General features: G+C 48.4%; 9 protein-coding genes. 8 read left to right on the top strand and 1 reads right to left on the bottom strand.

What is annotated here, in order from left to right:
* Window positions 1–302 precede the first annotated feature (302 nt).
* The 3 genes from D328_RS28915 (at window position 303) to D328_RS0111125 (ending at window position 2,529) form a co-directional block, all read left to right on the top strand.
* Window positions 303–677 carry a hemolysin XhlA family protein gene (locus D328_RS28915; protein WP_018885086.1) on the top strand — a complete coding sequence of 125 codons (375 nt, stop codon included), beginning with the start codon at window positions 303–305 and terminating at the stop codon, window positions 675–677.
* Between the two features lie 4 nt (window positions 678–681).
* Complete coding sequence (locus tag D328_RS0111130) at window positions 682–909, top strand: hypothetical protein (protein WP_018885085.1); 228 nt, start codon at window positions 682–684, stop codon at window positions 907–909.
* A gap of 660 nt (window positions 910–1,569) precedes the next feature.
* Entirely contained in the window at window positions 1,570–2,529 is a 960-nt protein-coding gene (locus D328_RS0111125; RefSeq protein ID WP_018885084.1) for a glycoside hydrolase family 25 protein, read from the top strand.
* A 236-nt stretch (window positions 2,530–2,765) separates the two neighbouring features.
* Here D328_RS0111125 and D328_RS0111120 read toward each other — a convergent pair whose 3' ends face one another.
* A complete protein-coding gene (locus D328_RS0111120) occupies window positions 2,766–3,791 on the bottom strand; it encodes a LacI family DNA-binding transcriptional regulator (protein WP_018885083.1) in 1,026 nt (341 codons plus the stop codon).
* 692 nt (window positions 3,792–4,483) lie between these two features.
* Between D328_RS0111120 and D328_RS0111115 the strand changes: the two genes are divergently transcribed.
* The 5 genes from D328_RS0111115 (at window position 4,484) to D328_RS0111095 (ending at window position 12,545) form a co-directional block, all read left to right on the top strand.
* Window positions 4,484–5,830, top strand: coding sequence for an ABC transporter substrate-binding protein (locus tag D328_RS0111115; RefSeq protein WP_018885082.1), 1,347 nt, complete (start codon window positions 4,484–4,486; stop codon window positions 5,828–5,830).
* 288 nt (window positions 5,831–6,118) lie between these two features.
* Entirely contained in the window at window positions 6,119–7,012 is an 894-nt protein-coding gene (locus D328_RS0111110) for a carbohydrate ABC transporter permease (RefSeq protein ID WP_025679080.1), read from the top strand.
* Window positions 7,012–7,830 carry a carbohydrate ABC transporter permease gene (locus D328_RS0111105; protein ID WP_018885080.1) on the top strand — a complete coding sequence of 273 codons (819 nt, stop codon included), beginning with the start codon at window positions 7,012–7,014 and terminating at the stop codon, window positions 7,828–7,830. The genes D328_RS0111110 and D328_RS0111105 overlap by 1 nt, the downstream gene beginning before the upstream one ends.
* A gap of 54 nt (window positions 7,831–7,884) precedes the next feature.
* Window positions 7,885–9,237 (top strand): GH1 family beta-glucosidase, encoded by a 1,353-nt coding sequence (locus D328_RS0111100; protein ID WP_018885079.1) that lies wholly within the window; start codon window positions 7,885–7,887, stop codon window positions 9,235–9,237.
* Between the two features lie 8 nt (window positions 9,238–9,245).
* Window positions 9,246–12,545, top strand: a complete 3,300-nt coding sequence (locus D328_RS0111095; RefSeq protein ID WP_018885078.1) for a hypothetical protein — start codon at window positions 9,246–9,248, stop codon at window positions 12,543–12,545.
* Window positions 12,546–13,408 lie beyond the last annotated feature (863 nt).

Raw genomic sequence — 13,408 nt, 5'->3', positions numbered from 1 at the left:
ATGGGAGACTAACTTAGATTATTCGCTTATAAATTAAAGAGTGGAGATTAGCTTTATTAATTTTATGTTCTACCCGGAAGAGACCTTCCGGGTATTTGCTTTTTTTACACCTTATCAGGGCCATAAGCCATACAGAGAAACATTGGACAACATACCTTGTACTATAGCATTTTGTATAGATCGACAGATCAATCGGAATTCGCTTGAAATGACCACATATAGCAGCGTGCAAGGCTGATATGTGAATCACAATAGATATACACCCAGGTCCATCCATTACAACAGGCAAGGAGGGAGACAGGATGGAGCATAACCGAGGAGGGAAGGCCATACCGGAAGCAGATTTGTTAACGGAAATTCGGGTTCAGCTCGCTCGTATTGAGGAAACATTGAAGACGTTGTCGGCGATCGCGACTACATTGGAGATCGCAAAGGAGACGGCTAAAGAGGCGCTCCAAGCGGCAAATAACGCCAAGCAGCGGATTGATCTACTGGAGCCAGTCAAGGATACGGCTGATGAGGCGCTGCGTAATGCCAATATTGCACTAGAAATATTGAGCAGGCAGGAAGAAGACCAAAAATGGTTCAGACGGACGTTTTATGGCGCGATTATCACGGCGGTTGGCGGTGGCGTTGTCGTAGCTGTCTGGGCGGCCATTACAGTGACGGGAGGCTGATCCTATGGAGGATCTATCCAACGATATACTGACGCTCGCAGCTCTTGTAGCGGCCTATGTAGGGGTGGCGCGAAGCTTCGCGCTGCCGGACCGCTGGGTCCATATAGCGGCGCTGCTCATTGCAGCTGTCTTCGTGCTCGTACCTGAATGGCTGCGCATGAACCTGGTGCAAATATCAGTGATCGGGCTTAGCGCTACAGGCGCCTATCAATTTGCCAAGAAGAAGGACTGAACATAGACAGAGGATGCAAGCACCAAATACGAGCACCTAATGCAAGCTCCTAATGAAAGTATCAAAACTAGCATTGGATGCAAAGATAACCTAGAAGCTGATCCTTATTGGATCAGATAGTCACGATAGGGAGAGTGAGTAGTCCAGGTTGTACATAAGTTGAGGAGCAATCAGCTCTGCTTGTGAAAATGGAGAAGCGACCGCCGCCTTTGTCTCTGGATATACACCGCTATAAGTCACTTATATTGGAGTATGTAGAGATATATGGGGATAACAACAGCAACATCTCAAACGTTCACCGCATTTGAAGGCCCGAGCCCATATCATATTTAGTTCAATCTATGTAACGGATCGTTCAGTCGATCTATTTCAGCATACTTCTCACACCGGGTCCTTTTTTTGACCTAATCTATTTCATGTGTAGTGGTCTGGAGAGCGTGAAGATTAGCGAAAAGCGGGGAAGCCCTAGAGAAACGAAGTGTCCGCCTTTAAGCTTGTTGTTCATCAACTGCCCATATTAGATCAAAGAACAACAGGCTTAACAGCGGTCGACAGGGCTCCCCGCTTGCAGCGAATTTACACTCACATTTGATTGGATCGAATGACAGACACTCACAAGATGATTACAAGACTACCGTAGCAAGAAAAGGAGGTTACGATATGCAGGATAAAAAAGCCAACGCCGCAGAAGGGATCGACGTATCCCGATACCAGGGCACCGTAGACTGGCGCAAGGTCAGGGCCGCTGGCAAATCGTTCGCTTTCATTAAGGCAACGCAGGGCAGCTCCTATCGGGACCCGAATTATGCCACTAATGTAAAAGGTGCGAGAGCAGCAGGCGTGCTGGATGGTGCCTATCATTTTGTGGATGCGACCAGCACCGAAGAAGCCGTAAGGCAGGCACAGAATTTTGCCAAAGCCTTGCAGGATGCAGGGGGAGCTACCTCCTTTGCCTTTCCGCCAGTCATGGATTACGAGAATAATCCTGCGAATCTGAGCAAGTCCCAGATTAATGCTATTGCCAAGAGCTTCCTGAACGAGCTGGAGCGGTTAACTGAACGCAAGCCGATGATTTACACAGGCAATTCCTTTGCGAATCAGTTTGATAGTTCCCTTGGGAGCTATTCGCTGTGGATTGCCCGTTATAGCACGACAAGAGTTCCTGCCGATACCCCGGCATGGAGGCAATGGGATTTCTGGCAATACAGTGATAGCGGCCGTGTGAATGGGATTCAGGGGGCCGTAGATCTGAACGTCTATCGTGGGACCGAGCAGGAGCTTCGTCAGGCCTATGGACAGAAGGAGGAGACACCAATGACCGAAGAGGAAAAGAAACAAATGCAAGCCTTGCAGCAGCAAATGGCAGCTCTGGAGCACAGTCGTGACGTGCTGAAGCAATCTGTTCTGGAGCAGGCAGCACATATCAAGCAGTTGGAGACTCGCATCGGCGAGCTTGAGGGCAGACAGCAGCTGGAGACGCCGGCCTGGGCCAAGGAGGCTATGGAAGCCGCCGTCGCCTACACGCCTGCACAGCCCATCGTTGACTCTTCCATGAAGAGCAGCTTTACGTTTTATCGAATCCTGGTCATTCTGCATCGCCTTGGTCTGTTCCGCAAATAGAAAGCGACTTTCTGGGAAAAAAATCCAAAAATATTGCGCATGATTAATGCGTGAGTTTAATGCGGGAATAGTGACATACTCATCCAGCGAACATCATTCTTGTGTAGATAACAAATAAGCTTTACGGGAGATTTGCCCGTAAAGCTATTTATTATTTTGAACTAGTTAAGCTAGCTCGATTGGCTACAATTCACCTTCGCACAGTTTGCACGTTAATGGAGAGTGTATATCCCGTCCTACACACCCGCAATATCCAAAGCCCCGCACGACTCTCTAACAACCAACTCAGGCTCCACCTTAATGCATTGATTTTCCATCTGCTTATTCATTAGATCGAACAGGACCATGGCAGCCAAGCGCCCGATTTTGTCCGTATCCTGCTTCACAGTGGTAAGTGGTGGGTCCGTGTAACGACAGGCCTCAATATCATCACAGCCCACGATGGCAATATCCTCTGGAACACGCAAGCCCGCTTCCTTGAAGGCCCGCATGGCGCCAAATGCCAGTAAATCCGTGACGGCGAAGACCGCTCGCGGTAGCTGTCCCTGTGCAATCATCTGCTTGGCCGCCTCGTAGCCCTCCTCTGCTGCATACCCCTTGCTATATGCCTTCCATTCTGGCCTGCTGTCTATGCTGAATTGCTTGAGCGAGCTATAAAAAGCCTCTTCGCGCTGCTGCATAACCAAGGAAGGACGCTCAATGCCAATGAACCCCATATCCCGGTAGCCATTCATATAGAAGTGTTCCACGACCTTGGAGGAGATCTTCCGATTATCTGACATGATATAGCAGGAGCTGGGCCCGGTCAGTTCAATATCTACCCCGATACACGGAATGGGACTGGCGTCCAGATCAAATACGCTGCGTTCCACTTCGTCCCCGGCAATAATAATGCACCCATCGACCTGAAAATACTTGGAGCGAGCAAGATAATCCTCACCGCGATCCAGAAATTTCTCATTGGAGAAGAAGAGTAGGTCGTAGCCTAATAGACCAATCTGCTTCTTAAAGGCATTAATGACCTCTACGAAAAAAGGATGGCTGAAATCCACGTTCAGCTTACCTGCGAACACGACACCAACGAGATTTGACTTCTTCGTAGCAAGCGTCTTGGCTGAGGACGACGGACGGTAGCCGGTCTCCTCCATGATCTTGAGCACACGCTGGCGTGTCTCCTCACTGATATCGGGATAGTTGTTAATAATCTTCGATACTGTTGCAACAGATACGCCGGCTATACTGGCAATCGTCTTAATATTCATAATGCATCCTCCGGCACCTAAACTGGTTTAGTGGCATGTCTGATTTACGTTTCGTTACTTATCTGCCTGTATTTTATGCTACTACACAAGGAGAGTCAACAGTACTTTTATAGGATGTGGGTGGATGATTCAAGAATTTCAGGCTGTAAAAAGGCGATTTTTTAGTGTTCATCCCGAAAAAAAATAGCAATTTTCTTCGATTATTCACTAAATCATACGAATATTCACTAAAATATACGAAGAGGAACTACCAGATAGGGGATATGCATTAGTGGACTAACATGTGAGGAAAAAGTATTTCTTCAAGGTTCTATAACGTTCTATAACGTTTCTTTCAGCGTATTACTAAAGGATTATTGTGGAAGATTCATCGTCTACAGGATCATTTTTTTGCCAGAGAATATAGCAGGTTTCTTGGCATGGAATTCGAAGTTATCCCTTTATTATCAAGGGGAATTAGCAGTAATACCAGTCAATCACATTAGTGGTTGCAGCGGATGTATAACATAAATTTCTAACAAGAACATCAATGGAGCACTTCGCCTTGCAGTAGGTTATTTCTAATGACAGCTTCGTCAAAAAAAATTTGAAATAAGCTATTTACAAAATTCCATGTGAGGTACATAATGGGGGTGTAAATAACGAAACTGATTTCGTTAACATCAACTCATACCAAGTTGGGGGATTCAGACATGCTGAAAAAATTATTGTCATTGTCTATTGTAACCGTTTTAATTGTGGTGCTGGCTGCATGTGGCGGCTCTAGCAGCTCCAGTAGTGATGGAGAGCAGGGGCAGAGTGCGGGCGGCAAGGTTACCCTGAAGATTATTCACTGGCAGCAGGAGAATATCAACAACTACATCAAGGAATTCAACAAGAAGTTCGAGGAGAAATATCCAGAGGTAACGGTCGAGTATACGACGGTTCCGGCAGATGCGACTTATGATCAACTGATGCAGACTCGTATGAATGCTGGTGCAACGGGAGATGCGGATATTATCCCACTGAAATTCAGCTTTGTGGGTGCCCCGCAGGAATGGTCCCCTGGAGCAGCTGACCCGATGTGGAAGCAATGGATCGACGCAGGGCTAATTGCTGATCTGAGTGATCAGCCGTTCATCAAGAACTACAATCCGGTAGACGTTGAGAATGCAATGACGTATGACGGCAAGGTATACGGCGTTAATATGGGTAAGGTTGCGTTCACAGGACTGTACTACAACAAGGAAATATTCGCTAAATACAATCTTGAAGTTCCAACCACATGGGATGAAATGCTGAATGTTATGAAGGTACTGAAGGATAACGGTGTTGAGCCGATCGGACTGGCAGGTAAGGACGTATGGCCGATCAACCTTGCGGTGCAAGGGCTGCAGGCTTCCATTCATGATGATCAATTGGCCTATATTAAGGGCCTGTGGACGGGGGAGAGCAAGCTAACCGATCCAGTGCAGCTGGAGGTGTTGGAGAAAGCCCAAGTGCTGATGAACAATGCAATGCCAGGCTTTATGGGTGTGGACTATGGTACACTGCCAAGTCTGTTCGCAACCGGACGAGTAGCCATGATCGCCGATGGTACGTGGGATGCGACAACGATCCAGACGGCCAATCCAGAGCTCAAATTCGGATATTTCCCGATTCCAGGCAGCAATGACCCTGCGAAGAACAAGGATTTGGCGGGAAAATACGATATGACGTGGATGGTAGTCGAGAATTCTCCGAAGAAGGATTATGCCCTGAAGTGGCTTGAAATGCTGTCTGAAAAGCAAAACTACACGGATTTCGTGAACACAGCAGGCTTCCTGCCGACACAATCTGATGTGGCGCTCACCAGTGAGTTTATTAAGGAAATTCAGCCGAATCTGGATAACTTCAAGCTTTCTTGGGATCAGCTGTTCATTAATCGCCAGAACGTCGGACAGTTCATCTCCGAGTCCAGTGTACATGCTGAATTCCTGACGCCAGCAGGACCACTGGCAAGTCCGAAGGAGCTGGCCGAGAAGTCACAGGCCGATTGGGATGCCGCTGCTCCGAAGTAGTAAGTAAGTAAGTAAGTAAGTAAGTAAGTAAGTAAGTAAGTAAGTAAGTAAGTAAGCTTGTCAGTTAGACGAACAACTTGTCAGTCAGACAAAGAAACAGCTGTTCACATAGAATTCGATATTATAGCTCACGAACGCGCCGGAATCACGCTCAGGATGTATGCCTGCTATCACATCGTCCCGGGCCGTGTTCTGGCGTGAGCTATGTTTGCAGGAGAATATGTGCCCTGAAATATCTATATCAAATAACAGATGATCAGATTCAACGAAATGAAAGGTGTGAGAACGATGTATCCTTTCGGAAAAGGAAAAGCGCGGCTTGTCCCGTACCTGTATCTGGGCATTCCACTGCTGTTATATGCTTTGTTTGGCTTTGGTCCTTCGCTGGTTACGGTGTTATTCTCCTTCACGGACGCCACAGGGGTAAGGGGACAATCCTGGAGCTTTGTCGGGCTTGAGAATTACCGGACATTCTTCAGTTCCTCCAATTCAGGGGATCGGATTGCTGCGATTGGGCGTTCGCTCTATTTTGCGTTCGCCGTGGTAGTGATTCAGAATGCCGTGGGTCTGTTCATGGCGATCCTCATTAACAAAAAGCTCAGAGGAGATACGTTCTACCGAGCTGTATTCTTTCTTCCAGTCGTGCTTGGTGTTACGGTATCCGGCCTGATCTGGCAGCTCGTTGCTAATCCGCTCGGCGGACCTGCGCAGTCGATATTGAACTTTTTTGGAACCAGCTCGAATTTCTTCGGAGACTACAATGTTGCCTTTGAGCTGATTATTTTCGTGCAAATCTGGATGTATATGGGCTATTCCATGACCATCTTCCTGGCCGGGCTGCAATCCATTCCATCGGATCTGTATGAGGCAGGCTATATGGACGGAGCTTCAGGCTGGAAGGCGTTCAAGAACATTACGTTCCCGATGATTGCTCCAGCGTTCACGGTGAATATGCTGCTGTCCATCATTGGTGCGCTGCAGACGTTCGATATTATCTACGTCCTGACCGGGGGCAAATTCAATACGACGACCCTTGCCTTTGATGTCTATGCGACAGCGTTCGGCACGGGTACCTCGGATTATGGTCTGGCATCTGCGGTTGCCATGATTCAATTCCTGTTTGTATTCGTTATTTCGATGGTGGCTCTGTATTATCTGCGTAGAAGAGAGGTGGAAATGTAATGAAGGAGAGCAAGGTCACACGTACTGTCAGTTACGTCATCGTATTGATCATGCTGGCATTGTACATTTTCCCTCTATTCTATCTGTTCAACGTCTCCATGAAGACGCAAAGTGAATATTTACTTAATCCTGTGGCACTGGCTGAAGGGATGCGCATGGAGAACTTCACGGAGGCCTGGGAACGCGGGAATTTCTCGCAGTATATGTGGAACAGTGTGCTCTACACCGGGGTGTCGACTGTGCTTACACTAATGCTGTCGGTCTTTGCGGCATTTCCACTGGCACGGAGATATGTCAGATTCAGCAGTCTGATCTATGTATTTTTCTTAATTTCGATGTACCTGCCGAATCCTCTGATTCCGCAATTCTCGCTGATAAACAGTCTTGGTCTGTACAATACACAGATCGGCTTTATTTTACTGAAGACAACGGGGACAGGGATTGCCTTCCTCATGTTTACAGGATACATCAAGTCCGTGTCGCGGGAGCTGGATGAGGCGGCTGCGATGGACGGCTGTGGCTATACACGTTATTTGTTCACGATCCTCATACCTCTAATGAAGCCAATTCTGGCTACGGGCGTGATCCTGACGGCTATCGGTGTGTGGAATGACATTATCGGGCCGACGATCTATCTGTCAGACCCGTCCTATCAGCCTGTCACCAAGGGCTTGTTCACCTTCTATGGACAATACATGAATAACTGGCCGCTGCTGGCATGTGGGATTCTGATTGTGACGTTGCCGCTGGTAGTGCTCTATGTGCTGCTGCAGCGCTTTATTGTGGGTGGAGCGATGGCGGGGGCTGTGAAGTCCTGAGTGTACCAAGAGGAAGTAATTATGCTATAGGCAAGGAAAGGAAGGGTTTGTGCGATGGGTAATCATGCTTTGGTTTTTCCAAATGACTTTATATGGGGGACATCAACCTCTTCATTCCAGATTGAAGGAGCAGCCGCTGAGGGGGGCCGCGTGCCTTCTGTGTGGGATACGTTCTGTCGTATTCCTGGCAAGGTGGTAAATGGGGATCACGGTGACATTGCGTGTGATCACTATCACCGCTATCAGGAGGATATTGCTTTGATGAAGCAACTAGGCTTCCAGTATTATCGCTTCTCTGTTGCCTGGCCGCGTATTATCCCTGCACCTGGCGTTGTCAATGAAGAAGGGTTGGCGTTCTATAGCCGGTTGCTGGATGAGGTGGAGCAAGCTGGACTCATCCCTATGCTTACACTGTTCCATTGGGACCTTCCGCAATGGCTACAGGATATGGGTGGCTGGACCCATCGCGGGGTGCTGGAGCATTTCCGGCTTTATGCAGCTACGTTGATGGATCGCTTCGGACCGCGTATAAGCTGGTGGAATACTATTAATGAGCCTTATTGCGCGTCGATTCTTGGATACGGGACTGGAGAGCATGCGCCGGGACATCAGAACTGGTATGAGGCGTTCGCAGCTGCTCATCATCTGTTGCTCTGCCATGGTATTGCGATGGATTTGCATCGGCAAAAGGGATTATCGGGTCAGATTGGAATTACGCTCAATATGGAGCATGTAGATGCAGCGTCCGCATCCAATGAGGATGTTGCAGCAGCCGCTCGGCGGGATGGGTTCTTGAATCGTTGGTTCGCTGAGCCAGTCTTTCACGGAAGATATCCAGAGGATATGATCGCATGGTATGGAGAGCATGTACATGGGATGGATTTTGTACAGGAAGGAGATCTGGAGAAGATTCACCAGCCGGGCGATTTTCTGGGGATCAATTACTATGCGCGTTGTGTGGTCAAGGCAGCCGTCAATGACAGTCTCCTACAGCTGGAGCAGATCAAATTTACTGAGCCGGTCACAGATCTGGGGTGGGAGATTCATCCGGAATCCCTGTACAAATTGCTAAAGCATGTGGAGCAGAATTATACCAAGGGGCTACCGATCTTCATTACCGAAAATGGTGCCGCCATGAAGGATGAGCTTGTAGAAGGCGTGGTTGAGGACACGGGGCGGCAGCAATATATTCATGATCATCTGGCTGCCTGTCACCGTTTTATACAGGAGGGTGGGCAACTGAAGGGGTATTACGTATGGTCCTTCCTCGATAACTTTGAGTGGGCGTTCGGTTACAGCAAGCGCTTTGGCATTATCTATGTCGATTACGGCACACAGCAGCGTACTCCAAAGCAAAGTGCGTATTGGATGAGCCGGGTCATTGCCGCCAACGCGCTAGAGCAATGAGGTGACGTATGACCGTGAAATATTATTTTGATAATGAAGGCCGATTTGTAATTGACCAATATCAGCAGGCAAAGCCATTCTCCAGCTTCCTGCCAGGCATTGCGGGTATTCATGGCATCCCGATGTGGACGTATTATGTGAATCGCGGACAGGGGATTGCGAGCTTCGGGGTTGAGGACAAGAATGGTGCCATTATGGAGTTCTTTCCAGCTGATCGCAGCTACAGCCTCGTGCCGTTGCATGGCTTTCGCACGTTCGTGAAGCATAGACCTGCCTTGCAGCACATGGATCCTGCACAAGCCACGGCTGATCCAACGTCCTCTTCAGAGCAGAGTAGCAGCTGCGCTTCAGAGGCTTCCTATGAATGGGGCTACCGTGAGATTTTCTCGACCATGAACATCCAGGGGCAAGAACAACAGCAGCTGCGAATCTCACGTAATCAGCTGGAACTGGTGAGTTCAGATACGGATACAGGACTTCAAGTGCAGGTGCGATACTATACTTTACCTGGCGAGAAGCATGCTGCCCTTGTGCGGCAGGTGGAGCTACGGAATGTCAGTGATGCAGCCTTGGAGCTGGAGGTACTGGACGGAATGCCTGCTGTCCTGCCATTCGGGATTGAGAATGCGGCGTACAAAGAGCTAGGCTACACCCTGAAGAGCTGGATGGATGTCGAGGGACTGGATAACCGGGTTCCGTTCTACAAGCTGCGCGGCAGTACAGCAGATACGAGCGAGGTTCACAGGATTGAAGCCGGTCATTTTATGTATAGCTTCATGGAGCAAAATGGTCACGAACAGCTACTCCAACCATTGGTAGATCCCGGTCTAATATTTGGCAGCAATACGGCTCTGACCATGCCAGAGGGATTTCTTCGTACCTCCATGCTGGAGCTGCTGAATCAGCCACAGATAACCACCAACAAGGTTCCCTGTGCCTTCAGCGGGTATGCCGTTGAGCTGGCTGCAGGGGCGACAGTTCGCCACTGTATGGTCATCGGTCATGTTCAGCGCATTGAGGACATTACAGGGAGGCTTAATGAACTGGCCACGATGAATTATATCCAGCGGAAGGAGCGGGAAGCGGAGCAGTTGGCCCATGCTTTGACCGACGATATGGAGACCCGTTCTGCGGTGCCGCTCTTCGATGAATATTGCCGCCAGAGCTATCTGGATAACCTGCTGCGAGGTGGTTATCCGCTGTTGCTGGATAATGGCACGGAGAAGCCCCATGTCTATCATGTGTACTCACGCAAGCATGGGGATCTGGAGCGAGATTATAACTTCTTCAAGCTTCAGGCAAGAACCTATTCACAAGGCAATGGGAACTTTCGGGATGCCAATCAGAACCGCCGTAATGATGTATGGTTCCACCCGGAGATCGAGGATTTCAACATCCGCATGTTCATGAGCTTCATTCAGCCGGACGGCTACAATCCACTTGTAGTAAAAGGCTGCAGCTTCCGGCTTCGTGCCATGGATGAGGAGCTGCTCCAGTTGGTTGGTTCTGAAGCGCATGAGTCCTTTCGTGCACTCCTGTCAGGTCACTATACACCGGGGGAGCTTGTCGATTGGAGTGAGCGGTTCAAGAAAGCTCTGATGGTAGATCCTCCAGAGCTCGTAACAAGGGTGCTGGGCTGCTCGGAACAGAGCTTCGAAGCGGATTTTGGCGAAGGCTACTGGACGGATCACTGGACATATAATCTGGATCTGATCGAAAGCTATCTAGGCGTCTACCCTGAGCGATTGACGACATTGCTCCTGACCAGGGAATACCGTTATTATGACAGTCCTGCCTGGGTACAGCCACGTCAGCATAAATATGTACAGCTCGATGATGGACGAATTCGTCAGTATGGGGCCGTGCTGGAAAGCAAGGCGAAGGAGGCACAGCTCCATGCTCGTGAGCGGGATGCGAGCTGGGTTCGTACACAGCAGGGCAAGGGAGAGATCTATCTATCCAATCTGCTAGAGAAGCTGTTCTCGCTCGCGATGATCAAGCTGGCAACGCTCGACCCCGAGGGTCTAGGCATTGAGATGGAGGCTGGTAAGCCGGGCTGGAATGATTCAATGAATGGGTTGCCAGGACTTATGGCCTCTGGATTCGGAGAGCTGTGCGAGCTGCAGCGTATTATCCAGTTCCTGCTGAACGCACTACAGCAATTGCCACAGGATAGCACGGTTCGACTGCCGGTCGAGATGGTTCGGCTCGTGGATAGAGTGGACTATGCCCTTAGAGCCTACGAACAGTCACAGCATGGACGTGAGCGGGATCATACCTTCTGGGCTACGGTGTCGGAGGCTAGAGAGGCTTACCGATGGGCTGTTCGTTGGGGCTTTGATGGGGCGGAGGAGGAGCTGGAGCTGGCTCGTATCCAACGTATTCTTACCAAGGCTGAGGGTAAGCTGCACGAGGGGATGAAGAGAGCGCTGGACATCGGTGAAGGCCTGTATCCTACGTACTTTTACTATGAAGCTAGTCAGTATGAGGTTAGTACAAATGAAAATGGACACAGCCAGATTGAGATCAAGGCGTTCAAGCGACATGATCTTCCACATTTTCTGGAGGGACCTGTTCGGGCATTGAAGGTGAAGGGAGCGCCAATCTCGCCGCAGGAACTGCACCGCAATATCCGTAGTAGTGGACTGTATGATGAAGCGTTAGGGATGTATAAGGTTAATGAAAGTCTGGATGGGCAGCCGTTCGAGCTAGGCCGCTCTCGTGCATTTACACCGGGCTGGCTGGAGAACGAGTCCATATTCATGCATATGGAATTCAAGTATCTGTTGGAGTGTCTGCGTAACGAGCTGTATGATGAATTTTTTGCAGACCTGCAGCGCGCGTTGCCTCCGTTCATGGATGCAGCAGTCTATGGACGAAGTACGCTGGAGAATAGCTCCTTCATTGCCAGCAGTGCGAATCCGGACGAGGGTCTGCATGGCACAGGGTTCATTGCAAGGCTCAGTGGCTCTACTGCAGAATTCCTTCATATGTGGCTACAGATGATGATGGGAGAGAAGCCGTTCCGATATGAGCAGGGTAAGCTGACCTTCCGGCTTGTGCCGAGTCTGCCTGACTGGCTTTTTGACTCAGAGGGAACGCTGTCATTCCGCTTACTGGGAAGCTGTGAAGTGACGTACATTCGAGCGAATCGGCGGGATACTTTTTCGCAGAACACGCTGGCCACTAGCTACGAATTAATTTACAAGGACGGCAGCAGTAAATTAATTCAAGGGGCTGTTCTTGAGGAGCCGGAGGCATACGATGTCAGGGAGCGTCGAATCGCTCGCATGAACGTATATTTGTAGCTGTGTATATAGTGTGAAATTTGTGAATGCACAAATGCACAAATATGATGGCATCATAGCTGTAATAGGGATAACGCATATACTGGAATGTTGTTGAGGATGTCCTTCTACCGATCGGAAAGCCATGAGCTTAAGCAAAGCATGGTGTGAATGAGGGTGGAGGACATCCTTTTTTTATTTTATAAGGAAATTTTATCTTGTCATTATACTTAACACCATGAATAAGCTAACTTAATTCCAATTACGAATAAATGTAAAAAAGACTTGTCTATTCTTCTGTTCTATTGTAAAGTTACCATTAATCACCTCTTTTCAACCGTTCTTTATGTTATTTTACTTGACGTATAGTAGTGTAATGCTCCATGCCACGACAGGATTTACATACACAAGAAAACCCCGTACACCAAGAGCGATCCTTCACCGCGTTAACACCATGCCAAGACATCCATGTCTGTTTTTCTTCCACTAGCTTAGATCTCATCTATAGTAAGTCATCCAGTATGCAAGCCAACTCTACTAGACCTACAGCATATGTCCGCCGAGGAATACAATTATATATGATCATATTGCATATGCTATCCAACTTCCAGGTTCGCAGTAAATCGAATTCTAATCAAATTCTAGTCAACTCAACTCTAATAATTCTGGTTATTCTAGTAAACTCTAGTCCATTCTAGTTCAGTACCTTTTAATCCACTAATCGAATGTGTCTCTACATTTAAGATCCACTGGATGTCTGCGTCATTTTGACGTATGCCGTCTTTTGTTGTCATATTAACAGTGAATATATGTTATTTAGTATATATTATGTCATTTTAGTGACATTTATTTTGTGTTACATCCATTCATTATATAAATGCTGC

The sequence above is a fragment of the Paenibacillus massiliensis 2301065 = DSM 16942 genome, from assembly GCF_000377505.1.
Classification (GTDB): domain Bacteria; phylum Bacillota; class Bacilli; order Paenibacillales; family Paenibacillaceae; genus Paenibacillus; species Paenibacillus massiliensis.
This window is presented reverse-complemented; position numbering and strand designations above follow the sequence as displayed.